Origin of the sequence: Streptomyces sp. NPDC102270, from assembly GCF_044766405.1 — a bacterium.
In the GTDB taxonomy this organism is placed as follows: domain Bacteria; phylum Actinomycetota; class Actinomycetes; order Streptomycetales; family Streptomycetaceae; genus Streptomyces.
Genome location: NZ_JBIWLX010000019.1, coordinates 174,710 through 199,201 on the forward strand (window position 1 = coordinate 174,710; position 24,492 = coordinate 199,201).

The following is a 24,492-nucleotide window of genomic DNA, read 5'->3' on the forward strand; positions in this document are numbered from 1 at the left end:
CTAACCGCGCTCCGCCGCCACCCGCAGCCGAGCGAACTCCTCCGCCATCGTCGCCGCGGCCCAGTGCGCGTTGAGCCCACTCGGATTCGGCAGCACCCACACGCGCGTCTCCCCGATCGTCCGCTCCTGCGGCCCGACCTTCGCCTTCCTGTCGTCGAAGGCCGCGCGATAGGCGGTGACCCCCACCACGGCCAGCCAGCGGGGCCCGAGCCGCGCCACCTTCTCCGCCAGCAGCCGCCCGCCCTCGCGGTACTCCTCGGCGCTCAGCTCGTCCGCCCGCGCGGACGCCCGGGCCACGACATTGGTGATCCCGAGCCCGTACGACAGCAGCTCCTGCTGCTCGGACGGCTTCAGGAGCCTCGGTGTGAAGCCGGACAGATGGAGCACCGGCCAGAACCGGTTGCCGGGGCGGGCGAAGTGATGGCCCGTCGCCGCCGTCATCAGCCCGGGATTGATGCCGCAGAACAGCACGCGGAGGCCGTCCGCGACGACATCCGGCACGAGCCGGTCGCGGGCGGCCTCCAGGTCCGCAGGGGTGAAGCGGGTCAGAGGATCGCCCCCGGCGCGTAGCCCGCGGCCGCCGGGTGCTGCTTGACGATCTCCTCGATCCGGCCCACGACGGCGGCGACCTGGTCGGCCGCGGCGCCCGTGAAGGACAGCTTGTCGGCCATCAGCGCGTCCAGCCCGGCCCGGTCGAGCGGAATGCGCTCGTCCGCGGCCAGCTTGTCGAGGAGTTCGTTGCGCTCGGCGCCCTGCTCGCGCATCGCGAGGGCGGAGGCGACGGCGTTCTCCTTGATCGCCTCGTGCGCGACCTCACGGCCGACGCCCGCGCGCACCGCGCCCATCAGCACCTTGGTGGTGGCGAGGAAGGGCAGGTAGCGGTCCAGCTCGCGCGCGACGACGGCAGGGAAGGCACCGAACTCGTCGAGGACCGTCAGGAAGGTCTCCAGGAGACCGTCGAGCGCGAAGAACGCGTCCGGCAGCGCGACCCGGCGCACCACCGAGCAGGACACGTCGCCCTCGTTCCACTGGTCGCCCGCCAGCTCGCCGGTCATCGAGGCGTAGCCGCGCAGGATGACCATCAGGCCGTTGACGCGCTCGCAGGACCGCGTGTTCATCTTGTGCGGCATCGCGGAGGAGCCCACCTGGCCCGGCTTGAAGCCCTCGGTCACCAGCTCGTGTCCGGCCATCAGCCGGATCGTCTTCGCCAGCGAGGACGGGGCCGCGGCCACCTGCACCAGCGCGGTGACGACCTCGTAGTCCAGCGAGCGCGGGTAGACCTGGCCGACCGAGGTGAACGCCTGCGAGAAGCCCAGGTGACCGGCGATCCGCTGCTCCAGCTCCGCCAGCTTCGACGCGTCCCCGCCCAGCAGGTCCAGCATGTCCTGCGCGGTGCCGACCGGGCCCTTGATGCCACGCAGCGGGTAGCGGGCCAGCAGCTCTTCCACCCGGCCGTAGGCCACGAGCAGCTCGTCCGCCGCGGTCGCGAAGCGCTTGCCGAGGGTGGTGGCCTGCGCGGCCACATTGTGCGAGCGGCCGGCCATGACCAGCTCACCGTACTCGCCGGCCAGCTTGCCCAGGCGCGCCAGGACGGCCACGCTGCGGTCGCGGATCAGTTCCAGGGAGAGCCGGATCTGGAGCTGCTCGACGTTCTCCGTGAGGTCCCGGGAGGTCATGCCCTTGTGGACCTGCTCGTGCCCGGCGAGGTCGTTGAACTCCTCGATCCGCGCCTTCACGTCGTGCCGCGTGACCTTCTCGCGCTCGGCGATGGAGGCCAGGTCGACGGTGTCCAGGACCCGCTCGTAGTCGGCGAGGGCCTCCTCGGGCACCTCGATCCCGAGATCCTTCTGGGCTCGCAGCACGGCGAGCCAGAGCTGACGCTCGAGCCTCACCTTCTGCTCGGGCGACCAGAGCGTGGCGAGCTCGGCGGAGGCGTAGCGTCCGGCGAGGACGTTGGGGATGCGGGGCTTGGCGGGAGCGGAAGTCACGTGTACGGAGTTTACCTGCCGTGCGTGGGGGCTCTGAAACGTCCATAGGGTCCAGAGAGCGCAGGTCGGATGCACTCCGACCTGCGCTCTTGTGCGGGGTCTGTGAGACGAGTGTGAGACGCCCGCTTCTGCCGTCGCGGCGCGTGCTCTGTCGAGGGCTCCTGAGCACATTGCGCCTTGCCGCTGGGCACGTGCGGTTTGCCCTGGCCACTCGTGGACACGTGGCTGCCGCAGTTCCGGCAACGCCAGATAGGGGTGCTCCCGGTTCAGCCAGGCCATGAACCACTCCCTGGCGCCCGGCCGCAGATGCAGCACCAGCGGGGTGACCGACGTGGCGCCCGCGGCGGCGATCGCGCGCACGGTGGCCCGCAGTTGCGCGGGGCTGTCGCTCAGGAACGGGATCACCGGCGCCATCAGCACCCCGCACCCGATGCCGTGCTCGCCCAGCGTCCGTACGACGTCCAGGCGCCGCTCCGGAGCCGGGGTGCCGGCTCCACCGTGCGCCACAGCTCCGGGTCCGTGAAGCCGACCGAGACCGAGACGCCGATGTCCGTCACCGCGGCGGCCTGCCGGAGCAGGTCGAGGTCGCGCAGGATCAGCGTGCCCTTCGTCAGGATCGAGAAGGGGTTCGCCCGGTCGCGCAGGGCGGCGAGGATGCCCGGCATCAGCCGGTAGCGGCCCTCCGCGCGCTGGTAGCAGTCGACGTTGGTGCCCATCGCTATGTGGTCGCCCATCCAGCGGCGCGAGCCCAGCTGGCGGCTGAGCAGCTCGGGGGCGTTCACCTTGACCACGATCTGCGAGTCGAAGCCGAGGCCGGTGTCCAGGTCGAGATAGCTGTGGGTCTTGCGGGCGAAGCAGTACACGCAGGTACTGCTTCTCCCACGGTGTCTTCTCGTGCCTGACGCGGGAGGCATGAGGCAGGGTCGTTTCAAAGTCCTGTTTGCGGGTGATCGTGCAGGTCAGGCGATGCCGCGTAGGTCGAGCGGCCTGCTGAAGGGGTCATGGCCGCCGAGGGTCGCCGCCTGCGGAATCACCACCGCGCACGCCACGCAGGCGTCGGCGAGCTGCCAGGTCCGGCCCCGGTCCGCCCGGATCAGTACCAGTTGCTCCGAGCCTCGCTCTCGCCCGGGCCTGGAGCCGGGACCTTCGCGGGGCCGCCGCGGAGAAGGAGTGCGAGCGGCCTTGCGGCATCGTGTCCACCGCTCTCCGCTTCCTGTGCGAAGCAGGAGAGGGCCGCAGGAGGGCCGGATCGAGCGCGGTAGCCGCATGGTCGTGGGGCTGGGCGGTGCTGCGGCCGAAGAATACGCAGACGAGTTGGCCGCTGAGGCCAGCGCGGCCAAGCAGGCCACTGATCCCACAGCCCGTCCGGAACGATCCAACTCCACGTACCCCGCCCCATAGACAGCCCAACGAGCGATCACCACATAGGACACCGTCCAATACTCCAGCAGCGGTTCGTGTCTTGAGCTGGCGGTTGTCGTTGTCCTGGTATGGAGGGGATGACTGAAGTCGCTTGCTGGGCAGCTGAGTTGGAGTCGGCGTTTGCTCGGGTAGCGGGAAGGTTCGCTCGGGCAGATCTGCGGTGGCGGATGCGGCAGCGGCGTCTGGGATGCGGACGCCGTGCGTGACGATGTCCGTGACTACGTAGCTGAACGGCTCGGACCAGGTGGTGTGCTGATTCTGGACGACACCGGGTTCATCAAGAAGGGCACCACCTCGGCCGGGATCGGCCGCCAGTACACCGGCACTTCGGGAAAGATCGACAACTGTCAGATCGGAGTGTTCGCCGCCTACGCCACCAGTTTGGGCCGGGCTCTGATGGACCGCGGCTCTACCTGCCGAAAGCATGGACGTCTGACCGTGACCGCTGCAGGGCGGCGAAAATCCCGGATGAACGAGGCTTCGCGACCAAGGGCGAACTGGCCCGGGACATCGTCCGCCGCTGCATGGCCGCCGGCTTGCCCGCCACATGGGTCACCGCAGACGAGGCTTACGGGGACGACTGGCACTTCCGTCGCCTGCTCGAACAACTCGACGTCGGCTACGTGGTCGCGGTGCCCAAATCCCAGCAGATCAAATCCCTGCCCGGGATCTGGCGCATCGACCAGCTCATCGAGGAAGCACCCCTTGATGCCTGGCAGCGGCTGTCCTGCGGTGAGGGGGCCAAGGGTCCACGGGTCTACGACTGGGCGGCAGCCAAGCTGCCCACCAACCTGATCTTCGATCCGGATCCGCCGACCCATCACCGCTGGGTGATGGCCCGCCGCAGCCTCTCCGACCCCGGCGAAATCGCCTACTACCTCGCCTACGCACCCGTCGGCATCGAACTTGCCGAACTCGTGCGGGTCGCCGGCTCCCGCTGGGCGATCGAGGAGTGCTTCCAGGCCGCGAAGAACGAGTGCGGCCTGGACGAGTACGAGGTCCGCCGCTACATCGGCTGGTACCGGCACATCACCCTGTCCATGCTCGCCCACGCCGTCCTGACCGCACTCGCAGCACAAACGACCGAACTGACCAGCAGTCACGAAAAGGACCGTTGCAGTACTAAACGGGACGGGGCATCCATTGGTCAGCCCAGGGTCCGGGAGTTGGCTGAGCCGGTCAAAGCCCATGCGGTTGCTCCAGGGCCGGTGCCGGGCCAGGCGGAGGATCCGCCGATGGCCGGTGGTCACGAGTTGCCCGGCCGCGGTGAACGGGCGGAGCCGCAGGCGGCGGGGCTCCCGGAGCCCGGTCTTGCTGGTCAGTGCGAGCATCGGCATCCAGGCCGGCGGGGCCAGCGCGATCTGCACGATCTCCAGCCAGATCCGGTTCTGGGTCGTGCAGGGGGAGATTCCGCAGGCCGGTGGCCTGGGCGGCGCGGATGCGGTCTTCGGCACGGGTGCGCTGGCGGTCTTGCCACGGCGGATGCCTCGGCCAGGGCCTGTCAGGCCTGCATCTCGGGTGAAAGGCTCCGCGACCACCCGGACCCGGGATATCCCGGACGAGCCGGCCGAGGCACATCCGGATAGTTACTTGCCCCTGAAGAAGTCCGGGCTTCCGCTGTGACGGAGTGTGATTTCGGTCAGGTCAGTAGGACTCGTTTGCGGAGGAGTGCGAAGCCGGCTCTGCCGTACATCTGTCGTTTGAGCATCTTGATCCGGTTGACATGACCTTCGACGGGTCCGGAACTCCAGGGCAGCGGGAGGCCTGCAATGACAGCTTGGTGATCACGCTGAAGGCCGTCGGCGAAGGCATGCAGAGCGGGCAGGTCATCCGTGGGGACGGCGTCTGTCCACGCGGGGAGGCTGTCTCCGCCGAGGTTGCAGATCATGTGCGCGAACGCATGCACGTGGCCGCGGGCAGCAGTCGACTCCGGGCATCGGGCGAGCACTTCGCCCAGTTGTTGCTCCTCGTCTGTGCTCAGGTGCTGGGGGTTCCACATGATCCAATTGGTGATCTGCTGCGGTTTGAGTACCGGGGCCGGCGACCGGATCGAGCCGAGGCCGGAGCGAAGCGGCCGGAGATAGCGCCGCACCGCTTGCGGGGTGCGGCCCGGATAGCCCTGAGCCTGGATTTCCCGGAAGAGGCGGGCGGCATCGGTGCGTCCCTCGTTCCAGCGCCGGATCAGGTAGGGCTTGTCATCGTCCAGGCGCGTGGTGCGTAGGGCCGGCCCCGTCGATGAGGCCGTCGAGGTTCTCGCAGTGGGCATAGCGTTTCGCCGTGTGCCGGGCGAGGCCCAACTCCCGCCCGATGGCGCTGATCGACCAGCCCTTCGCCAGTAATCGTTGAACTGCTTTATGACGCTCGCGTGTCCGCGTGACCAGCCATTTCTCGATACCGCTGTCCGGATTGAGAGTTGAGGGCGGAGCCGGGGCCAGGCGCCGAGCCGAAGGGGCGCTGGGTTCTGGTGCCTGCAAACAGGCACGGTGAGCGATCACCGTGCGCTCGACGGCGGTGGCAAGGTTGTCCCACAAGTGCCACCGATCGGCGACCTGCAGTGCGTCCGGAGCGCCGGCGCGAGAGGCCTCCGCATAGGCACCAGCCCGGTCTCGGCAGATCACCTCGATCCCGGGGTGCCCCGCCAGCCAGACGGCGAGGGGTTCCTTCTCCCGGCCAGGCAGCAGATCGAGGACGTCATGGGACTCGAAGTCGACCAGAACCGTTCCATACCTGCGTCCGCGCCGGGTGGCGAAGTCGTCCACCCCCAGGACTCGCGGCGAGCGCGGGCACGGGTCGGGCAGCGTCATCAGCACACTCAGCAGCGTCATCCGGCTGACCACGATGTGCAGCACCGCGGCAAGCCGCGCGCCGGCCCGGCCAGCCAGTGCCAGGGCAATCGCCTCCACCAGAGCCCTCAGCACAACCGTGCGCCGTCCATAGCGGAGGGTCAGCCCCTCGACTTGTTCGGCGAAGGTGCGACGCGGACATCCGGTGACATCGCAGAACAGCCGGCGCACCGACAGATCGATGACCACCGGACGCCCACCCACGGCAGCATCGGCCAAACACCGCTGATACCAGCTGTGGACCCGGCCGGAATGGACACCGCAATCCGGACGGGGCGGCGCACTGTCTCGAGCCCGGGCCTCGACCCGTATCAGGCCGTCCTCCACCCGAACGTGCTGCACTCGCACCTTCTCCAGGTGCGGAAACACAATGTCGAGCAAGTCGTCACACACGACGGACCATGCCATTAAAGTGACGCTCCGTCACCCCGTCACGCAAATCTTGACTGAGCCAGTCGATGACGCCGCCCACCAGCCGCACCTGGGCCAGGCGCGGACGCACACCCCTCATCCGGTCCGGGGACGCTCCCAGCGCCGCTTCTCCATCGCCGCTCTGGCCTGCTACAAGCAAGGCGAACGCTCACGGCTGATCTACCGGCCCAAGCGGCATCTCGATCACAAACGCGGCGGAAGACGCAGTTTGACCTGGACCGACTACCGCGACCTGCTCATCGCCGCGCATCAGCAGCTCGGCGCACCCATCGTGCTCGTGTGGGACAACCTCAACGTCCACAAGGACCGCCGGCTACGGCTACGGCCGTCCAGTCTACGGTTCGGCCGGGTGGGAACCGCCCGAGCGGCGTCAGGCGTCGATCGGACGTAGCACCGCGTAGTACGCGAACGGCGGACCGTACAGCCGGGCGACCCGCAGCCCGGCTCCCTCCGCCTGGCTGATCAGCGAGGACGGCCGGATCTGATGCCGGTCGAAGAACTCGCCGACCACCAGCCGCCCGAACGGCTTCAGCACCCGGCGCAGCTCGGCCAGCGTACGCGCCGGATCCGGGATCTCGCCCAGCGCCGTCACCAGGTAAGCCGCATCGAACGAGCCAACTGCAAAAGGAAGTTCGTGTGCGTCGGCGCAGTTCGGCACGATGTTGTCGACGCCCTGCTCCTTAGCCCGGCGGCCCACGTGGTCGAGCATCTCCTGCTGAATGTCCAGGATGTCCAGCTGGCCGTTCGGGCCCAGCTGCGGTGCGACGTGCAGCGACTGCAGACCGGTTCCGGGGCCTATCTCCAGGATCCTCTCGCCCTCCCGGGCCTGCAGCACGTCGTCCAGACGCTTCAGAGTCAGGAACGGCAGCGGCAGGTCGAGCGGCCAGCGCTGAGAGTACGGGTACGGCGCGGAGTCGGTGAACCACCAAGCGGCGGCGGCGGCAGCAGCGCCCGCGCCGATCAATGCCCGCGAGTGCTTCATAATTTCTCTTCAAATGTCCGATTGGGTAATCGGAGCATCTCTGATGGTCAATCAGTTGTGATTGTGCGCAACTGCTTGCGCCAGTGCCAACTTTGTCGGCAGTCGACCCGAGCGGCCCGAACGAACCGCCCGTGGAACGCCGTTGCGGCAGGCCGGCGACTTCCCGAAACGGACCGGACCACAAGCTCCGATCACGTCATGAGCTCTTCCGCTCAGCGGCCCGGCCGAGGGAAGGTCCGGGTCGCGAGAACCGCGCAGGCCACCGCCAGCGGCAACTCGGCGAAGACCGCCATCAGCACCGCCAGCCTGAAGTCCGAACCCGGGGCAGCCGTCATGGTGTCGAACCAAGCGTCGATCAGCAGCAGGGCCGAGGTCGCGGCGGAGGTCAGGCAGGCCCGGCAGTCGCCGCGCCTGAGGAGCAGTCCGGTGGAGAGCAGGCCGAGCGCCTCAAAGCTGTCTAGACCCGTCCACGTCCAGGCCCAGTGCGAGGCCTGCGCGGTGGCCGGCAGCCCGGTGTTCAGGAAGACCAGCCAGGGAATCATCACCAGCCCGAGCACGGTGAGGACTGTGGGAGCCCGGCGAAGCAGCAAGGGGAACGTCGAAGCGGCCGCGGCCTTCGGGAGGTTACGCGGGACACCGGAGCCCGAACCGGAATCGCCCGCAAGGGCCCTGATGCCAGCCTTACCTAACGGGGCGCGAAGGGGGGAGGTGGGGGGGTGCATGGTTCTTCTCCAACGTTGGTCGTCGGCATGGGGCGGTGGTGCCCGATCAGTGGATCTGGATGCCGCCGTTCGAGGCGGCCACGGTGAGGGAGGCCGACGCGCCGTCGGAGTTCGGCAGGTCGATCTGCGGCGCGGAGCTGCTGCTGTGGGCGTCGATCCGGTAGCTGGTGCTCGAGGGCACCGCGAGGTCGACCGCGCCGTCGTCGGTCGTCATGGTGCACCGTCAGGCGGTGCGGCTTGAGGTATTGATCGTTCCACTCCTCGTTCTCGGGAAGGCCGGCGGCCTTCACTGGTGGTTCGCGGTGGCGCTGCGGGGCGGGGCACCTGCGCCGCCCCGCACCGTCTATCTGCCCTCCAGCCAACAGCAGTTCGGCCGGGCCGGACACGTGGCCAGCCCACCGAGCCGGGGTAGGGATAACCCCCCTGTCAGTCCCCGCCGTTATTGTCGGGCGGGGTGGTGGGCCCGGTGGTGTCGGCCGGGGCGGCCGCGGCTGAGCGGCGGCGCTGACTTCGGATGCGATAGCGGGCGTGACGAGGGTGAGGGTGATCGCCGCCAGTGCGGCGGCGGCCGCGGCCACGAGGTGGATCCAGCTCCCGGCCCACTACCTGGACGGCGACCGCGACTTCATCGTCCAGGGCACCGACCACGCTCGACTGGACGCCGAACTGCGCCAGTGGGCACTGCAGTTGCGCGGGACGATGATCCTGCCCGGCTGCGGGCACTGGACCCGGCAGGAGCGACCGGCCGAAGTCACCGCCGCACTGGCCGACTTCGCCTCCTCGCTGGACTCACCCCGGCATCCGTAATCCACCCCCCGACACCCCGTTTCGGAAGGAGACCCTCATGACCACGTCCATGGAATCGGCCCCCGAGGTCCAGCAGCTCGCCCAGTGGCTGACCGAACGGGTCGCCTCCTGCCTGGAGATCCCGGCCGAGCAGGTCAAGCCCGACGTCAAGCTGGTCGAGTACGGCCTGGAGTCGGTCTACGCCCTCGCCCTGTGCGGCGACGTGGAGCACGAGTTGGGCATTGCGGTCGAGCCGACCCTGGCCTGGGACTACCCCACCATCGACTCACTCGTCGCCCTGCTGATCGAGAAGACGGCCGAGGCCGCCTGACCGCGGGAGACCGCAGAGAGGGGAGCGGGCCGTGCGTGCCGCCATCACCCGAGCGGGGGAGCCCGTCGTCGAAGAAGTCCCCGGTCCGGTGCCACATCCGCGCAGCTGCTGGTGCGCGTGCTGGCCTGCGGGATCTGCGGCTCCGACCTGCACGCCCCCGGCGACCGCGAGGCGTTCAGCGACATCATGCGCCGCACCGGTGGCACCCCGCACGACATCCGGAACGGCCTGGTGCTCGGTCACGAGTTCGCCGTCGAGATCGTCGACTACGGCCCGGACACCGTGCGGGCTCTGCCGGTCGGGAGCACCGTCTGCGGCCCGCCGATCGGCTTCGGCCCGCAGGGCGGTGGGATCGTCGGCTACACCCTGGCCTTTCCGGGCGGCTTCGGCGAGTACGTGATCCTCAACGAGGTCTTCACCCTGCCGGTGCCGAACGGTCTAGACCCGAAGGCGGCCGCGCTCACCGAGCCGTTCTCGATCGCCGCCCGGGCGGTCCGGCGGGGCGAACCCGGTCCGGGTTCGGTCGCCGTGGTGCTCGGCCGCGGCCCGATCGGCCTGGGCGTCGTCGCGGTGCTCAAGGCGCGCGGTCACGGCCCGCTCGTCGCGGTCGACCCCAAGCGGCGGGCGCTGGCGGAGCGTCTGGGTGCCGCCATCCTGATTGACCCGGCCGTCGAGTCCCCCTACGACCGCTGGTCCTCGCTCGGGGTGATCCCCGGGATGCTGGACCGGAGGGCCGCGGAGTACCGCGAGGTGCCGACCACCGACGTGGTGCTCTTCGAGTGTGTCGGCGCCCCCGGCATGCTCGCCCGGGTCGTCGACGGCGCACCGGCCGGCTCGAAGATCGTGCTGGTCGGCGTCTGCCTGCGCCCCGACACGGTCAACCCCGGGATGGTGGCCGGCAGGGAGCTGGACATCCGCGGGTCGTTCGGCGGCAGCCCGGGTGAGTACCGCCAGACGCTGCGGGACATCGCCGAGGGCCGGATCGACGCCGGGGCCGTCATCACCGGCGTCACCGGCCTGGCCGGGGCGATCGCCGGACTCGGCGAGCCGGAGCGGTACGCGAAGATCGTCGTCGACCCCACACTGGTCGTCGGCTCGTCGTTCGCGGCACGGGCGTGCTCAGTGGACCGTGATGTCGCCGCCCGTGGTCTTCACCACCACGCTGTGCGGTGCGTTCGTGGCGGTGTTCGGCAGCGAGACGCTCGGCGACGACCAGGAGCTCTGCGCGTCGACGTGGTAGGTGGCGTCGTGAGGCACCTTGAGGTCGACCCCGCCGTAGCCCGTGGTGACCTTCAGGGAGGCGGGTGCCGCCGCGAAGGAGGCGCTGACCGCGCCGTCGGTGATCACGTCGGCGTTCGGGGCGCTGCTGTCGGCGAGGGTGACCGCGCCGTTCGTGCTCCGCACGGTCAGCGGGCCGGACGACTGGTCCACCTCGACCCCGCCCAGCACGGTGGTCAGCTTCAGCCGACCGGTCAGGCCCTTCGCCCGTATCCCGGCGTCTCCGGTGCTCACCTGCGCAGTCAGGTCGGCCGGCACCGTGATCTGCAGGTGCTCCGAGCAGTCGTTGGAGCAGTCGGCGGTGACCGTGACGTCCGACCCGGACCGGGTGACGGAGACCAGCGGGACATGGCCCGTGTAGCTGCCGCTCATGGACACCGTGACCTGCGAGGAGTCGTCCTGACTCAGCGTCACGCCGAGTCCGTCGGTCTGGACCGTCACCTGGCTGGCGCCGGCCGCGTCCTGCTGCCAGTTGCCGCTGTACGGGTGGTGCGCCGGAAGCAAGGCGACCACACCCCAACTGGCCACGGCGACGACCGTGACGAGGGCGGCCAGCCCGATGAGGAGGAATGCGCGGCGCATCCTCGGTGTGGTACTGATCTCAAGCTCCCAGGTAGCGCAAAACGGCGAGCACGCGGCGGTGGTCTCCCGCCTCCTGCTGCAGATCGAATTTCACGAAGATGCTGCGGATGTACTTCTCCACCGCTGCCGTGCCGATCACCAGGTCGGCCGCGATCCCGGCGTTGGAACGGCCGCCCGCCATGGCCGTGAGGACCTCCCGCTCGCGTGGCGTCAGGGTGGACAGCGGATCCCGCTGCCGGCTGCCGGCCAGTAACTGCTTGACCACCTCCGGGTCGAGGACCGTCTCGCCCGCGGCGACCCGGCGCAGCGCGTCCACGAACTCCTCGGCGTCCGATACCCGGTCCTTGAGCAGGTAACCGACCCCGTTGTCATTGGTGTTGACCAGGTCGATGGCGTAGCGCTCCTCGACGTAGTGGGAGAGCACCAGGACGCCGGTCTCCGGCCAGTGGGCGCGTACTGCCAGTGCGGCGCGCAGGCCCTCGTCCAGGAAGGTGGGCGGCATCCGGACGTCCGTCACGCAGGCGTCCGGCCGGTGTTCGGCCACCGCGCGCAGGAGTTGCTCTCCGTCGCCGACCGCGGCGACCACCTCGATCCCCTGTTCGCTGAGCAGCAGTTCGATGCCCTGGCGCAGCAGTGCGGAGTCCTCGGCCAGCACTACCCGCATGGCAATTCCACCTCGATCACGGTCGGTCCACCCACCGGACTGCTGAGCCGGAACCGTCCGTCCACCCCGGACACCCGGTCCGCCAGACCAGTCAGACCCGTGCCGGCCGCGAGGTCGGCTCCGCCACGCCCGTCATCGCCAACTTTAACGTCCAATCGGGCGCCCTCCCGCCGGATCTCCACCCAAGCGCGGGTCGCATGAGCATGTTTGGCCACATTGGTGAGAGCCTCGGTCACCGTGAAGTAGGCGACCGCCTCGATGGTGGAGGAGGGGCGCGGCTCCACCAGGACGTCGAGGTGCACCGGCACCGGAGCCAGCGCGGCGACGGCGGAGAGCGACGCCTTCAGGCCGCGGTCGGTCAGCACTGGCGGGTGCAGGCCACGGGCCAGGTTGCGCAACTCGGAGATGGTGCTGAGGGTTTCCCGCCGGACGTCCTCGACCATCTTGTTGGTCTCGTGGTCACCGGACTTCTTCAACCGCGAGCTGGCCCGGCCCAGGGTGATCGACATCGCCACGAGCCGTTGCTGGGCACCGTCGTGCAGGTCCCGCTCGATCCGTTTGCGCTCCGCCTCGGCGGCGTCCACCACCCGGGCTCGACTCTCCGTCAGATCGTTGACCCGCTGCTCGAGTTCCATGCCGCGGGGCCGGGAGAGCAGTGCGACGGCCAGCGCGGTGTCCAGCGCCAGCAGGAGTTTGACGATCAGTGGGGAGAGGACCGCGCCGACCAGCAGCGCCACCGCCGCGACCAGCAGTGCCCGGGGCAGGGAATCCACCACGAACGGCCCGAGCTGGGCCTGCCCGCCGGGGACTTGCCGGTAGTAGGCCGGAAGCAGCACCAGGGTCATCGGCACGGCCCAGATCAGGGCCACCCCGACCACGGTCACCACCGCCACCGGCATCAGCAGTACGAAGTAGCCGATCAGCCGCCAGGTGCAGAAGTTGTGGACGAGCGACTGCAGCGACTTGGCCAACCGCCACGAACAGACCGGCGTCGGCAGCTCGTCGAGCTCCAGCCCGCAGGTCACGGCGAACCGGGCGCGCTCGACGGCGGCCAGCCGGAACAGCGCCCACCCCGCCGCCACCGTGAGTGGCAGGCCCACCAGGCCGGCCGGCGCCAGGCAGAGGGCGACGACCAGCACGAACAGTACGGCCAGTCCCGCCAGCGCCACCAGACCGTCAAGTACCAGGTGGATCGACGCCCGCCACAGCACGGGGGAGGCCAGCGCGCGCAGCGGATTGCCCGGCACCACCTCGCGGGGTGGCCGGGCGTCCGTCCGGGCTTTGCCGATGGCACGGCCGACGATGTTCTCGGTCAACTGCTTCAGACCCGCTCTCGTGGGCAGTGCGGGCGGCGACCAGGTCACCGTCCGCGCCTCGATTCGACAAGGGGACGGTACCCAACCCGACCACCCGTCAGCAGCGAGGAGAGCCCACCAGAGGGGGTAGGGTTTACCCCCCGTCCGGCCGGTGGGTTCACGCTGCCGACCCGGCGCCGCCCCGTGCGACATCGTGGGGACATGACCGATCAACACTCGAGCACCGCCGGCAGCCCCTGCCCGGCCGGCAGGACCGACGACATCGAGCAGTTCCTCGTGCGCTACGGCGACACCATCGACGACCGGGTCGCCGAGATCGTCGGCGAGATCGTGGAAGAGGTCCTCGGCGAGCAGTTGAGGCGGTACCGGCGCGACGTTGTGCTGCCGGTCACCGTCGTGCTGCTGGCGGCCGCGGCCGTCTCGCTGGCGCTCATGGGGTGGAGCCCGTGGACAGTCCCCCTGGTGTGGGCTGCCACCTCCGTCATCTGCGTGTCGCTGTCACAGACCGCCCGGATCCCGCGCCGCTCGTAACGGGCCGCGGGCGTCCGGGCTGCGGCCGCCCCTCCGTGCGTAACCCTGACGCACGGCGGCGCGGCTGCGACCGAGTGCTCGGTCAGGACCGCCCCGGGCGGACGGCACCGGAGGCGGCTACGCGGTCCCACCCCGCTCCCGGCCCACGGCCTCCTCGGTGGCCCGCTGCCACTCACCGGTCAGCCGGGTCCGCTCGGACAGCTCGGTGGCGATCAGGTGCCTGATCAGCTCCCGGCCGGTCACCCCGCGTTGGTTTTCGACTGCCACGATCGGGGCGGCCATCTGGTGCGCGGTCCTGGGCTTCAAGGTGATCGACCGGAGCGAGGGCAAGGTCGAGATCGGTTCCTGGGAGCCCATCGTCGAGGAGGTCGGGGCCTGCCAGATGCCGCCCACCCTTTCGCCGCCTCACTCCACCTGCGGAGGAACAAGTCCATGCCCCACCTCGGAAGTACGGTGTATCTGCGTGCCCTCGCGGCCGCCGCCCTGAGCTCCCGGCCTGCGGAGACGCCCCGCCGTACGGCACCGGCCGAACGCGTCGTGATCGTCTCCGCCAGCATTGGGGCGGGCCACGACGGCGCCGCGCACGAGCTGCACCGCCGGCTCCGGGCGGCCGGCGTCACCGTCGACTGCTACGACCTCCTCGACCTGCTGCCCGCCCGGATCGGCAGGGCGGTCCGTGACAGTTACCACCGGATGCTCGTCCGGGCACCCTGGGTCTACCAGCGCATCTACAGCAGCACCGAGCGCGCCGGAGGCGGCGGCCCGCTGGCCCGCGCCCTGCTGCGCACCGCCGAGGACCGGATGCTGCGCGCCCTGCCCGCGGACACGGGCGCCGTCGTCTCCACCTACCCCGGGGCCAGCCGGGTGCTGGGCAGGCTGCGGCTGGCCGGCCGCCTCGACGTGCCGGTGTTCACCTACCTCACCGACTTCTCGGTGCACCCGCTGTGGGTGGCCGACGGCGTGGACGTCCACCTCGCCGCCCACGCCGTGCCCGCCGCGCAGGCCAGGGCCCTCGGCGCGGGCGACGTCCGGGTGGGCGGGCCGGTCGTCGACCCGCGCTTCAGACCCGCGCAGGAGGCCGAACGCGGCGCCGCCCGGGCGCGGTTCGGCCTGCCCGCGACCGCCCCGCTCGCCTTGCTGGTCGCGGGGTCCTGGGGCGTCGGCCCGGTCCGGCAGGTGGCCTTGGAGCTGCGCGACTGCGGCACGGCCGTGCCGGTCGTGGTCTGCGGCCGCAATGAGGTGCTGGCCCGGCAGCTGCGCGAGGACGGCATCGAGCACGTCTACGGCTGGGTCGACGACATGCCCGGTCTGATGCACGCCGCCGACGTGCTCGTCCAGAACGCCGGCGGACTGACCTCTCTGGAGGCCTTCGCCACCGGCCTGCCCGTCGCCAGCTACCGCTGCATACCGGGCCACGGACCGGTCAACGCGGCCGCGCTCGACGAGGCGGGTGTCGCCGCCTGGATCCACGACGCGGCCCAACTCAAGGACGTCCTCTGCGACTTGATCGACGGCTCGCGCGGCCTGCTGCAACGCGAGGCGGGCCTCGCCCTGTTCGCCGCCGCCGGCCGGGGACCCGCGGACGCGATAGCCCGCGCCTGCGGCGCCCGAGCACCACTCCCCGTACCGCTCGCCTTGGCGGCTTCCGACATGCGTGGCACAGGAGCCGGTGCGGCTGTGGCTCCTTGCGCCGCAGGTGCGACCGGAGCCCGTCCGGCCGCTGCGCCTTCCGCCGCAGACAGGATCCGAACCCGTCCGGTCCTACGGCGGCTCGCCGCCGCCGCGGCCGCCGCCTGCACTGTCTGGGTGTGCGCGGTCGGCACCGCGGTCACCACCACCCATACCGGCAGTGGCGTGATGCACGCCATCGGCCGCACCCTCGATCTCGACGGCCCGCCGCACGCCCATCACCCGGAGGGCCACCGCTCGTGAGTGCCGCACAACTGCTCCGCACGACCGCCCGGGTCGCCCTCCCGGTCCTGGCCGCCGCTCACGCGGCCCCGGTGCTGTCCACCTTCGGCCCGCTGCGCAACTGTGCCATGCCCCGCCTCGCCGGCCGTGGCCGTGCCGACCACGTTGCGTTGACCTTCGACGACGGGCCCGACTCGCTGTCCACCCCGTTCTTTCTGCGTGCCCTGGAGGACCGGAAGGTCACCGCCACCTTCTTCCTCCTCGGCTGCCAGGCGCGCCGTTCACCCGGCCTGGTCCGCGAGATCGCCGCCGCCGGCCACGAGATCGGCATCCACGGCTGGCTCCACCGCCCCCTGCTGCTGCGCGGCCCGCGCGCCACGTACGACGACTTCGCGCGCGCCCGCGACACGGTCGGCGCCCTCACCGGCCGCACCCCGCGTCTGTTCCGCCCGCCCTACGGCGTGATGTCCACCGCCGCCCACCTCGCGGCCCACCGCCTCGGCCTCACCCCGGTGCTGTGGACCGCCTGGGGCGAGGACTGGAGGGCCCGGGCCACCCCGGAATCCGTCCACGCCACAGTCACCCGCGACCTGGTCGGCGGCGGCACCGTCCTGCTGCACGACTCCGACTGCACCTCCGCACCGGGCGCCTGGCACTCGGCCCTCGGTGCCCTGCCACGGATCCTCGACACCTGCGAGGAGCGCGGCCTGGCGGTCGGGCCGCTGCGCGAGCACGGACGCCCCGGGGGAGCGGGCACCGCGCCGCGCACCCCGTCCAGTGCGATGGCCCCCGGTCGCGCTGGGCGTCGTCGGCGAAGGTCGTCCCAGTGACGCCGGCGACCAGCCGCAGCAGATCGCCGATGTCTGTGTCCTTGCGCGCCACGCCCGCCTCCTGGGCCCGCTCGAACAGCGGACCGCCCGCGGCGTAGAGCGAGTCCCGGCAGGCGTCGAAGATCTCGGACTCGGCGTCGAGGGCCTCGCGGATGGCCCGCTTGGTCACCATGTAGCCGGTGAACCTGTTCAGCCATGAGGTGAGCGCCTCCCACGGCTCCAGCTCGGCGACCTCTTCGGCGACCCGGACCAGTTCGTGGAGCCGTCGGAGCTGCGCTACGAGATGAACATGACCCGCGGTCTGTAGTCGCTGCCGGTGCGAATTGGCTGAGGCTGGCGGCCACGCGAGGAGGAGTCTGATGGACATGGCAATCTCCGCCGTGGGTCTGCGGAAGAAGTACGGCAACACCGAGGTTCTCAGGGGCTTCGACCTGTCGGTCGAGGCCGGCACCGTCTACGGGCTGCTCGGCCCTGACGGTGCTGGCAAGACCACCGTGGTACGGGCCCTGGCGACGCTGCTCAAACCGGATTCCGGCTCCGCGGCGGTAGCTGGCTTCGACGTGCTCCGGAAACCGCAGGACGTGCGCCTCAACATCGGCCTGACCGGACAGTACGCTGCCCTGGACGGTGACTTGACAGGCCGGGAGAACCTCCTGCTGATCGGCACGCTGATGCACCTGGGGCGCCGGGGGCCCGTGCCCGCGCGGTCGAGCTGTTGGAGATGTTCCAGCTGACGGCCACTGCCGACCCGCCGGTGTGGACCTACTCGGGGGGCTGCTGGTCAGCGTGCCCCGTCTGGAACGGCGGGCGGTCTCCAGCTCAGTGTCCCGGGGCCTCTCAGACGCGCCGGGACATCTGTGTCGGCCCACGGGCGCCCTCAGCGCCCGGTGTGCGCACGCCAGGTGTCGTGCAGCCGGGCGAGGTGCTGCAAGCCGTCCACGACCTGGTCGGTCGCCACGCCGAAATCCACCAGGCACGCGACCTCGTCCACGCCGGCGTCGGCGAGCTGCTTGAGCATAGCCATGCACTCCTCGACGGTCCCGAACATGCCGCTGGTCTCGAAGTACCGGTCGAAGGCCTGGGACACCAGGAAACGGCGGTCCTCCTCGCTCACCTTCTTCAGCTCCCGCATCATCGCGGCGCCGTCGGCTCCCGCGGCCTCGGCAGCCTTGACCAGCAGGTCGAAGGAACTGGCGAGGTAGCGGGAGAACGGCTCGCGCACGGTCTCCCGTATGGCCTCGCGGTCAGTGCCTACGAAGGTGTGCAACATCACCGCCACGTGGGTGCGCCCCCCGTCGCCCTGGTGCTCCTGGTATGCCGCCCGGTACTCGGCGATGCGCTGCGCCAGCGTCCCGACCTCCTGGCCCAGCAGGTGGGTGAGGACACCCAGGCCATGCCGTCCGGCAAGTTCGAAGGTCGCCGGGGAGCCGCCGGTGGTCAGCCAAACCGGCAGCTCGGGCTGAACCGGCGGTGGGAACATCGTCAGCGACACCGACTCGCCCGCGCCGTCGACGAGTTCGACCGACTCACGCCGCCACAGCCGGCGAATCGTGTCGATCGTGTCCATCAGCGCGCTCTTGCGGGTCTCGTAGTTCTCCGGGCGCAGCGCGAAGTCGGCGGCGTGCCAGCCCGAGGCGATCGCCACCCCCGCCCGCCCGTTGGAGAGGTTGTCGACGACCGACCACTCCTCGGCGATCCGCATCGGGTGGTGCAGCGGTGCCACCACGCTGCCGGCCCGCACGGCCACCCGCTTGGTCACCGCGGCGACCGCGGCGCCCGTGACCGCGGGATTGGGGTAGAGCCCGCCGAAGGCGTGGAAGTGGCGTTCCGGGGTCCACACCGCGGTGAAGCCGTGGTCGTCCGCGAAGCGCGCGCCCTCCAGCAGCAGCCGGTAGCAGTCCTGCTGCTCGGTGTCGTTGTTGGCGAAGTAGAAGAGGCTGAAGTCCATCCGCGTCTCCGGATCGTGTGCACGCGGTGTGCAGTTGAGTGAAGGAGGACGCCGAGTCGCCGCGCCTGACCACCCGGCTGGCCGAGACTGGCACGCTCCGCCGCGGACACCTTGGCACCGTGCGCGACGTGGATCAAGACCGACCGCAGACGGTGCGAAGTGCCCTGTTCAACCGGCGCCGGGCCGCAGTTAGACGGATAATCCGGGCCACGGCGTGCTCGGTGTGGCGGTTGTTTGACTCCGACTCGGCACCCCGGGCCATAGTGGGTCGCGGTGGGACCGGACGGTCCACATCGTGCCCGCAGGAAGGACGACGTGATGACGAACCCGTTCGAGGACCCTGACGCGAACTACCTGGTCCTGGTCAACGACGAGGGCCAGCACTCGCTGTGGCCGGTCTTCATCGAGGTGCCGGCCGGCTGGACCTCGGTGTTCGGCGAGGCTGCGCGGCAGGAGTGCCTTGACTACATCGAGGCGAACTGGACCGACATGCGGCCCAAGAGCCTGATCGCTGCGATGGCCCAGAGCTGATCGCCCTACACCCCCGTCAGCACTCCCGAAGGCCGCTCCCCTCGTGGCAGCGGCCTTCGGGGGTGTCGCGCCGGGCGCCGACTCCTCACTGACTTCGGCTCGTTGGGGTGTCGAGGGTCAGGCCGGTGCCGGCTATGAAGTTGTCGAGGATCTCGGGCCGGTACTGCAGGCGCTTGAGCCGGTTGCGGACGAGGGCTTCGAGCCGGTCGAGGGCGACCACGGCGAGGTTAGCCAGGCTCCGCTTGACGTGTGTGCAGACCCATTCCACCGGGTTGAGGTCGGGTGAGTAGGCGGGGAGGAGGAAGACCGTCAGCCAGGTGCGCTCGGAGAACAACTCGCTCATGGCGTGGGAGACGTGGGTGTTCAGGCGGTCCCAGACCAACACGATCGGCGCCTTGACGAGGTCGTGCACTCCGTCGACCAGGGCGATGACGTCGTACTCGCCCATGCTGCGGCGCTGGCCCTTGCCCGCCGGGTGGGTGCGCGAGCTCGGCCGCATGGCGATCAGTCCCGCCACGGACAGGCGTCCCGAGCGGTGGACGCTGACGGTAACGACCGGCGTGCAACCGCGCCGGCCCCAGGTGCGGCCTTTGGGCGGTCGGCGGGTGAAGCCTGCTTCGTCCTCGAAGCAAATGTAGCCCTCGCAGGCCGCCCGAGCTCCTTACATCTCCGCCTATGTCGCCTCCTTTCAGGCGGTGACGGCCCGCTCGTCACGCTCGACCACCCGCCGAGCGGGCACTTGAGGGCTGAGGCCGAGCCGGTGCATCAGCCGCGTAGCGCCCGAGACGCTGTACGGGACGTGGAACGTGCGACCGATCAGCGTGGCCACCCGCGACGCGGTCCACACCCGGTCCTCCATCCAGCCGTGCGCGGCCGGGCCTGGTCCAGATACGCGGAGAGCTTCTCCAGGCAGCACGCGGGGACAGACGGCACCGCGACCCGCTCGGGCCACGTGACGCCAGCGCCTCGACCCCGTCCTCGCGCCACAACTAGTGGCACTGGCGGCGGACTTCGGACTCGCCCGCAGACGCCGGGCTACCTCCGTCGGCTTGACCTCTTGCTCGAACAGCTCGGCGGGCTGCATCCGCACCGTCTCCCGGCGCAGCCGTCTCGCGGTGGTCAACCCGCACCCATCCGCATATCTCACACCCATCAACTCCTCCCGGTCTGTGGAACCGCTCCCGGATACATCAGCCGCTCACCCGTACTTGTGAGAGCTTGGTGGTCAGTCCGCCTCGGGAGCGTCCGAGTGCCTGGTTGTGGGTCCCGTTTTCGGGCCCCGGCGGCGTGCTGGTGGGCGCGGAGGATGGTGGAGTCGTCGAGGGAGCACAGCAGCGGGTGGTTGCCGAAGCCGTGCTTGTTGGTGGGTGCGGTGTGTTCCTTCGAGGAGTAACAGGTGATCAAGGTGGCGGCGATGTCCAGGACAAGGCCGGGTAGTTGACGTCCGCCGGCGTGTGAGGCGGGGATGCCGTCGCGGGTTTCGCCGGGCTGCAGCCAGGCGATCTCGCGTGCTGCGGCGCGGGGCCGCCCTCAGCGCACCGAGCACGGCCGGATCGGTGTCGGCCAGCAGTCGCCAGGCGGTAGGAGTGAGGGTTACCTCGGGCTGGTCGTGTCACAGGGCTGGACCTTGCGGCCGGCCATCCCGAACCAGTGCGGGCTGTCGGGTTGTTCGAGCTCGCAGGGCACCTGGATGAGGTGGTGGCCGGAACCGTCACCGCTGCGGTCGAACGCCAGCAGCGCGCCCTGGTCCGCGGTGGTGCCGCGGCGCAGCACTACCGCGCCCGCGCCGTCGCCGAAGATTACGGCCGTGCCGCGGTTCGTCGGGTCGACGATCCGAGAGTAGATTTCGGACGCCACGATCAGGACGCTGTCGACGACGCCGCTGGTGATCAGGCCCTTGGCCACCGCGGTGGCGTGGACGAACCCGCTGCACACGGCGGAGATGTCGAACGCCGGGACCTGGCCCAGGCCGAGGCGGTGGGCGGCCTCGGGCGCTGCGGCCGGGCACGGGCGGTCCGGTGTCGTGGTGGCCAGCACCGCGCCGCTGACCGTTCGCAGGCCCGCCGAGCTCAGCGCGTTGGCGCCGGCCTCGCAGGCCAGGCCGCGCATTGACACCCCGGGGCCGCCCGGCGCCGTGCGGCGATGCCGTGTGACTGCGGATCCACTCGTCGGTGGTGCCCAGCTGGGCCACCAGCGCGGCGTTGTCGATCTCGGTGCTGTGCAGGCAGATGCCGAGGCCGGCCAGGACTGAGGTCGGCCGTCGCGGCCATCTCCGGACGATGAGGTGGACCCTGTCGTGGACATCGGGTCACGCGCTCCGACGCGTCAGGCGGACCGGCAGGGACTCGGGGCCGTTGACGACGATCGATGCCAACAGTTTCGGCTCTCCGGCCAGCTCGATGTCGATCCCGCTGTTGAGCAACTCGCCGAAAATAAAACGGAGTTCGGACTTGGCCAGCACGCTGCCGAGGCAGAAGTGCTCGCCGAAGCCCAGCGCCAGATGCCGGTTCGGCTTGCGCAGCACATCGAAGCGGTCCGGATCGTCGAACACCGTCTCGTCGCGGTTGGCCGACGGGAGCCAGAACACCACGCGGTCGCCGGGCTCGATCCGTTTGCCGTGGATCCCGATCGGCCTGGCCGCGGTGCGCATGATGTGGGTAGCGGTCGAGGTCCAGCGCAGCACTTCCTCGACGGCGGACAGCAGCAGGCTCGCGTCCGCCCGCAGGATGTCCCACTGCTCGGGGTGCTGGAGGAAGGCGAGCATACCGCCGGCAGCTGAGATCCGGGTGTTCTCGGTGCCGCCAACGAGCAGGTTGTCGCAATTCAGGATGATGTCGTCCGGACTGAGCCGGTCACCGTCGATGACGGCGGTGGCGAGTGCGCTCACCAGGTCGTCGCCCGGATCCGCCGCCTTCTCCTCCTGGAGGTTCTCGAAGTACCCCATGATGTCGAGGTGGGCGAATCGGCGGGTCAGTGGGTCGCCATCGGCGAAAGCCTTGCTGGTGAGGTCGTACAGATACTTCCAGTCCGACTCTGGGATGCCCATCATCTTGCAGATGACATAAAGCGGAATGCGCGCGGCGATTTCTGCGACGAAGTCGCAGGACTCCTGGGCCAAGGCGTCGCCGACCACGGTGCGGGCAATGTCCCGCATTTCCTCCTCGAGTGTCCGGATCGACCGGACGGTGAACCACTCGTCCACCACGCCGCGCAGTTGGCGGTGGCGCGGCGGATCGGTGAGGGCCAGGGTGCGGCCGCCCCCGGGGTCGACTCCGTGGTCGGCGGGCCGCAGCAGGATTCCGTGTGCGGAGCTGAAGGTCTCGTGATCGCGGTAGGCGGTTCGCACGTCCTCGTACTTGGTCAGCGACCAGTAGCCGGGCAGTTCGGCCGGTTCGTGCCAGTGGGCCGGGTCATTGGCGCGCAGCCACCGCCACTGCGCAAAAGGGTCGCCATGTGAATAGAGTTCTGGATCGACCAGGTTGATAGGCGGTGGCGGCTCGATCGGCTTGCTTTGCACGCGATGCCTCGCAGGGGTCTAAAGGGTTGATTTCACGGTGGCATGCTGTTTCGCACAGCGTCAAGGCTTGCCGAGTCGCCCGCTCCAGGTCGTCCGAGCGGCCTGTTCAAGTGCCGCAAGAGCGCACTTGAACACCGCTACCGAACGGCGTCCCAAGTTATTGAGGCATGTTGATCTCTTCAGCGCCGGGAGGCTATGTTCCCTGGTCGGATGAAATTATTCCGGGCTGAGGTACGCCGAATCGGTGGTTGCCCTGTTGATGGTGTCGTTTTCTCCGGGAAGGAGGAGTGCAGATGACTGATGAGCAGTTGTTTCTGCGGTCCAAGGTCATAATCGAGCCGCTGGTGGACAGGTTTGTCGCCCAGCCGCACACCATGGCGCCGGTGCAGGCGGCGATGAACCTGGCGTTCCTGCATGTTCCGCTGCTCGAGTCGTACCTGCAGTCCCCGCAGGTGCATGTCGCGGCCAGCAACAATCCGGAGCTGCGCGGCGGTTATTTCATCAACATCCCGGAGGAGCGCGCCGATGAGGTGCGCGAGCTGCTCGCCGCCATCAAGCGGGACCGGGCCGACATGCTGAAGTTCGCCGAAGCGATCGCCGCCGGTCAGGAGATCCTGCGGGCCAACGCGACCGGCTTCGACCTGACCCCGCTCTACCCGAAGCTGCCGGAGGAGCTGGGTGGTCTGGTCGAGTTGGCCTACGACACCGACAACCAGGCGCAGCTGCGCTTCTTGGAGCCGGTGCTCTACCACAGCCCGTACTACCAGGAGTCGCGCCAGTCGGTGCAGCTCTCCTTCGAGACCGGCATCGAGCGCCCGTTCATCCTGAGTACCCCGCGGTTGCCCTCCGAGGACGTGCTGGAGCTGGACATCCCGTTCCGGCACCCCGGTCTGACGGAGCTGTTCAAGGCCCGCGTCAAGCCGACCACGCTGGCCCGCCTGCGTGAGGCACTGGAGCTGAACGACGAGCAGGCGGCCGTGCTGCGCACCATGTTGAGCGAGACTCCGGCCCTGAACGGGGACCGCCACATCGAGTCCGGTGGCCGGATCCGCTACTTCGGTCACGCCTGCCTGGTTCTGCAGACCCCCGAAGCCGCCATCGTCACCGACCCGTTCATCAGCGCGGACAGCGACGCCGACGACCGCTACACCCTGGACGACCTGCCGGACTACATCGACCTGGTGCTGATCACCCATGGCCACCAGGACCACATCGTCATGGAGACCCTGCTGCAGCTGCGCGGCCGGGTCGGCAAGATCGTCTGCCCGCGCTACTCCCGCGGCAACCTGGCCGACCCGTCGATCGCGCTGATGCTCAAGCACCAGGGCTTCGACGTGGTGGAGGTCGACGACTTCGACGAGGTTGAGTTTCCGGGGGGCAAGATCACCGCCACCCCGTTCCTGGGCGAGCACTGCGACCTGGACATCCGCGCCAAGTCGACCTACTGGGCCGAGCTGGCGGGCAAGAAGGTCTTCATCGGCGCCGATTCCTCCGGCATCGACCCCAAGCTCTACCGCTACGTCAAGGGCCACCTGGGCACCGCCGACTTCGCCTTCCTCGGCATGGAGTGCGACGGCGCCCCGCTCACCTGGCTCTACCAGGCGCTGCTGACCATCCCGGTCACCAAGAAGATGAGCAACTCCCGCAAGCTCTCCGGATCCAACGCCGAGCAGGCCGCCGCGATCATGGTCGAGCTGGGTGCCAAGGAGGCCTACGTCTACGCGATGGGCGAGGAGGACTGGCTGGGCCACGTGATGGCGACCACCTACACCCCGGACACTTACCAGATCAAGCAGATCGGGGACTTCCTCGGCTGGTGCAAGGAGCACGACATCCCGGCCGGCCACCTTTTCAAGCAGCAGGAGTGGCGCTGGTAGC

Annotated in this window: 25 protein-coding genes and 8 pseudogenes; 13 read left to right on the forward strand and 20 right to left on the reverse strand. The window is 69.7% G+C overall.

Annotated features, from left to right (window positions below; translation table 11 throughout):
* From mug to ACIRP7_RS34895, 3 genes and pseudogenes are all read right to left on the reverse strand, one after another.
* Positions 1-549 carry a G/U mismatch-specific DNA glycosylase gene (gene mug, locus ACIRP7_RS34885; protein ID WP_403667769.1) on the reverse strand — a complete coding sequence of 183 codons (549 nt, stop codon included), beginning with the start codon at positions 547-549 and terminating at the stop codon, positions 1-3.
* Positions 546-1,988, reverse strand: a complete 1,443-nt coding sequence (purB, locus tag ACIRP7_RS34890) for an adenylosuccinate lyase (protein ID WP_403667772.1) — start codon at positions 1,986-1,988, stop codon at positions 546-548. The genes mug and purB overlap by 4 nt, the downstream gene beginning before the upstream one ends.
* A gap of 246 nt (positions 1,989-2,234) precedes the next feature.
* Positions 2,235-2,944 (reverse strand): annotated as a pseudogene (locus ACIRP7_RS34895) (radical SAM protein); the annotation flags it as partial.
* Positions 2,945-3,487: 543 nt separating this feature from the next.
* On the opposite strand from ACIRP7_RS34895, the pseudogene ACIRP7_RS34900 reads away from it, so the two are divergent.
* Positions 3,488-4,498 (forward strand): annotated as a pseudogene (locus ACIRP7_RS34900) (IS701 family transposase); the annotation flags it as partial.
* A 63-nt stretch (positions 4,499-4,561) separates the two neighbouring features.
* Here the strand turns inward: ACIRP7_RS34900 and ACIRP7_RS34905 are convergent.
* From ACIRP7_RS34905 to ACIRP7_RS34915, 3 genes and pseudogenes are all read right to left on the reverse strand, one after another.
* Positions 4,562-4,877: pseudogene (locus ACIRP7_RS34905) on the reverse strand (transposase); the annotation flags it as partial.
* Between the two features lie 172 nt (positions 4,878-5,049).
* The gene (locus ACIRP7_RS34910) at positions 5,050-5,676 is read right to left on the reverse strand and encodes a transposase (protein ID WP_403667671.1); all 627 of its coding nucleotides are present in this window, start codon (positions 5,674-5,676) and stop codon (positions 5,050-5,052) included.
* Positions 5,606-6,661, reverse strand: coding sequence for an ISL3 family transposase (locus ACIRP7_RS34915; RefSeq protein ID WP_403667674.1), 1,056 nt, complete (start codon positions 6,659-6,661; stop codon positions 5,606-5,608). The genes ACIRP7_RS34910 and ACIRP7_RS34915 overlap by 71 nt, the downstream gene beginning before the upstream one ends.
* 50 nt (positions 6,662-6,711) lie before the next feature.
* Between ACIRP7_RS34915 and ACIRP7_RS34920 the strand changes: the two are divergent.
* Positions 6,712-7,004, forward strand: a pseudogene (locus tag ACIRP7_RS34920) (IS630 family transposase); the annotation flags it as partial.
* Positions 7,005-7,055: 51 nt separating this feature from the next.
* Here the strand turns inward: ACIRP7_RS34920 and ACIRP7_RS34925 are convergent.
* The 3 genes from ACIRP7_RS34925 to ACIRP7_RS34935 form a co-directional block, all read right to left on the reverse strand.
* Positions 7,056-7,649 (reverse strand): class I SAM-dependent methyltransferase, encoded by a 594-nt coding sequence (locus tag ACIRP7_RS34925; RefSeq protein WP_403667676.1) that lies wholly within the window; start codon positions 7,647-7,649, stop codon positions 7,056-7,058.
* A 230-nt stretch (positions 7,650-7,879) separates the two neighbouring features.
* The gene (locus ACIRP7_RS34930) at positions 7,880-8,224 is read right to left on the reverse strand and encodes a hypothetical protein (protein ID WP_403667678.1); all 345 of its coding nucleotides are present in this window, start codon (positions 8,222-8,224) and stop codon (positions 7,880-7,882) included.
* A gap of 211 nt (positions 8,225-8,435) precedes the next feature.
* Positions 8,436-8,603: a hypothetical protein gene (locus ACIRP7_RS34935; RefSeq protein WP_403667681.1), complete on the reverse strand. Its 168-nt coding sequence runs from the start codon at positions 8,601-8,603 to the stop codon at positions 8,436-8,438.
* A gap of 314 nt (positions 8,604-8,917) precedes the next feature.
* On the opposite strand from ACIRP7_RS34935, the gene ACIRP7_RS34940 reads away from it, so the two are divergent.
* From ACIRP7_RS34940 to ACIRP7_RS34950, 3 genes and pseudogenes are all read left to right on the forward strand, one after another.
* Positions 8,918-9,196 carry an alpha/beta fold hydrolase gene (locus ACIRP7_RS34940; protein WP_403667684.1) on the forward strand — a complete coding sequence of 93 codons (279 nt, stop codon included), beginning with the start codon at positions 8,918-8,920 and terminating at the stop codon, positions 9,194-9,196.
* A 37-nt stretch (positions 9,197-9,233) separates the two neighbouring features.
* Positions 9,234-9,506: an acyl carrier protein gene (locus ACIRP7_RS34945; RefSeq protein ID WP_403667686.1), complete on the forward strand. Its 273-nt coding sequence runs from the start codon at positions 9,234-9,236 to the stop codon at positions 9,504-9,506.
* Positions 9,507-9,617: 111 nt separating this feature from the next.
* A pseudogene (locus ACIRP7_RS34950) lies at positions 9,618-9,926 on the forward strand (alcohol dehydrogenase catalytic domain-containing protein); the annotation flags it as partial.
* Positions 9,927-9,944: 18 nt separating this feature from the next.
* Here ACIRP7_RS34950 and ACIRP7_RS34955 read toward each other — a convergent pair.
* Positions 9,945-10,097: a hypothetical protein gene (locus tag ACIRP7_RS34955; RefSeq protein ID WP_403667689.1), complete on the reverse strand. Its 153-nt coding sequence runs from the start codon at positions 10,095-10,097 to the stop codon at positions 9,945-9,947.
* Between ACIRP7_RS34955 and ACIRP7_RS34960 the strand changes: the two are divergent.
* A pseudogene (locus ACIRP7_RS34960) lies at positions 10,077-10,418 on the forward strand (zinc-binding alcohol dehydrogenase); the annotation flags it as partial. The gene ACIRP7_RS34955 and the pseudogene ACIRP7_RS34960 overlap by 21 nt on opposite strands.
* 207 nt (positions 10,419-10,625) lie before the next feature.
* On the opposite strand, the gene ACIRP7_RS34965 reads toward ACIRP7_RS34960, so the two are convergent.
* From ACIRP7_RS34965 to ACIRP7_RS34975, 3 genes are read right to left on the reverse strand one after another with little or no spacing between them, the layout of a single operon-like run.
* Positions 10,626-11,366 carry a DUF4097 family beta strand repeat-containing protein gene (locus ACIRP7_RS34965; protein ID WP_403667691.1) on the reverse strand — a complete coding sequence of 247 codons (741 nt, stop codon included), beginning with the start codon at positions 11,364-11,366 and terminating at the stop codon, positions 10,626-10,628.
* Between the two features lie 19 nt (positions 11,367-11,385).
* Positions 11,386-12,030, reverse strand: a complete 645-nt coding sequence (locus tag ACIRP7_RS34970) for a response regulator (protein WP_403667694.1) — start codon at positions 12,028-12,030, stop codon at positions 11,386-11,388.
* Positions 12,021-13,394, reverse strand: a complete 1,374-nt coding sequence (locus tag ACIRP7_RS34975) for a sensor domain-containing protein (protein ID WP_403667697.1) — start codon at positions 13,392-13,394, stop codon at positions 12,021-12,023. Before ACIRP7_RS34975 ends, ACIRP7_RS34970 begins: the two co-directional genes overlap by 10 nt.
* A 153-nt stretch (positions 13,395-13,547) precedes the next feature.
* Between ACIRP7_RS34975 and ACIRP7_RS34980 the strand changes: the two genes are divergently transcribed.
* Entirely contained in the window at positions 13,548-13,877 is a 330-nt protein-coding gene (locus tag ACIRP7_RS34980; RefSeq protein ID WP_403667700.1) for a hypothetical protein, read from the forward strand.
* A gap of 117 nt (positions 13,878-13,994) precedes the next feature.
* Here the strand turns inward: ACIRP7_RS34980 and ACIRP7_RS34985 are convergent, their stop codons facing one another.
* On the reverse strand, positions 13,995-14,120 hold the full coding sequence (locus tag ACIRP7_RS34985; RefSeq protein WP_403667702.1) for a hypothetical protein: 126 nt from the start codon (positions 14,118-14,120) through the stop codon (positions 13,995-13,997).
* Between the two features lie 6 nt (positions 14,121-14,126).
* Between ACIRP7_RS34985 and ACIRP7_RS34990 the strand changes: the two are divergent.
* From ACIRP7_RS34990 to ACIRP7_RS35000, 3 genes and pseudogenes are all read left to right on the forward strand, one after another.
* Positions 14,127-14,274, forward strand: a pseudogene (locus ACIRP7_RS34990) (VOC family protein); the annotation flags it as partial.
* Positions 14,275-14,309: 35 nt separating this feature from the next.
* Positions 14,310-15,809, forward strand: a complete 1,500-nt coding sequence (locus ACIRP7_RS34995) for a glycosyltransferase (protein ID WP_403667705.1) — start codon at positions 14,310-14,312, stop codon at positions 15,807-15,809.
* Positions 15,806-16,618 carry a polysaccharide deacetylase family protein gene (locus ACIRP7_RS35000; RefSeq protein WP_403667708.1) on the forward strand — a complete coding sequence of 271 codons (813 nt, stop codon included), beginning with the start codon at positions 15,806-15,808 and terminating at the stop codon, positions 16,616-16,618. The genes ACIRP7_RS34995 and ACIRP7_RS35000 overlap by 4 nt, the downstream gene beginning before the upstream one ends.
* 43 nt (positions 16,619-16,661) lie before the next feature.
* Here the strand turns inward: ACIRP7_RS35000 and ACIRP7_RS35005 are convergent.
* Positions 16,662-16,985, reverse strand: a pseudogene (locus ACIRP7_RS35005) (hypothetical protein); the annotation flags it as partial.
* Here ACIRP7_RS35005 and ACIRP7_RS35010 point away from each other — a divergent pair.
* Complete coding sequence (locus ACIRP7_RS35010; protein WP_403667711.1) at positions 16,978-17,352, forward strand: ATP-binding cassette domain-containing protein; 375 nt, start codon at positions 16,978-16,980, stop codon at positions 17,350-17,352. The pseudogene ACIRP7_RS35005 and the gene ACIRP7_RS35010 overlap by 8 nt on opposite strands.
* A 143-nt stretch (positions 17,353-17,495) precedes the next feature.
* Here the strand turns inward: ACIRP7_RS35010 and ACIRP7_RS35015 are convergent, their stop codons facing one another.
* On the reverse strand, positions 17,496-18,566 hold the full coding sequence (locus tag ACIRP7_RS35015) for a MupA/Atu3671 family FMN-dependent luciferase-like monooxygenase (protein WP_403667713.1): 1,071 nt from the start codon (positions 18,564-18,566) through the stop codon (positions 17,496-17,498).
* 318 nt (positions 18,567-18,884) lie between these two features.
* On the opposite strand from ACIRP7_RS35015, the gene ACIRP7_RS35020 reads away from it, so the two are divergent.
* Positions 18,885-19,097: an MbtH family protein gene (locus ACIRP7_RS35020; RefSeq protein WP_041132243.1), complete on the forward strand. Its 213-nt coding sequence runs from the start codon at positions 18,885-18,887 to the stop codon at positions 19,095-19,097.
* 85 nt (positions 19,098-19,182) lie between these two features.
* Here the strand turns inward: ACIRP7_RS35020 and ACIRP7_RS35025 are convergent, their stop codons facing one another.
* From ACIRP7_RS35025 to ACIRP7_RS35040, 4 genes are all read right to left on the reverse strand, one after another.
* Entirely contained in the window at positions 19,183-19,731 is a 549-nt protein-coding gene (locus ACIRP7_RS35025) for a transposase (protein ID WP_403667774.1), read from the reverse strand.
* Positions 19,732-19,785: 54 nt separating this feature from the next.
* Positions 19,786-19,944: a winged helix-turn-helix domain-containing protein gene (locus ACIRP7_RS35030; RefSeq protein ID WP_403667717.1), complete on the reverse strand. Its 159-nt coding sequence runs from the start codon at positions 19,942-19,944 to the stop codon at positions 19,786-19,788.
* Positions 19,945-20,690: 746 nt separating this feature from the next.
* The gene (locus ACIRP7_RS35035; protein WP_403667720.1) at positions 20,691-21,206 is read right to left on the reverse strand and encodes a hypothetical protein; all 516 of its coding nucleotides are present in this window, start codon (positions 21,204-21,206) and stop codon (positions 20,691-20,693) included.
* A 199-nt stretch (positions 21,207-21,405) separates the two neighbouring features.
* The gene (locus ACIRP7_RS35040; RefSeq protein WP_403667723.1) at positions 21,406-22,614 is read right to left on the reverse strand and encodes a cytochrome P450; all 1,209 of its coding nucleotides are present in this window, start codon (positions 22,612-22,614) and stop codon (positions 21,406-21,408) included.
* 293 nt (positions 22,615-22,907) lie between these two features.
* On the opposite strand from ACIRP7_RS35040, the gene ACIRP7_RS35045 reads away from it, so the two are divergent.
* Entirely contained in the window at positions 22,908-24,491 is a 1,584-nt protein-coding gene (locus ACIRP7_RS35045; protein WP_403667726.1) for an MBL fold metallo-hydrolase, read from the forward strand.
* The last annotated feature ends 1 nt before the right edge of the window (position 24,492 follow it).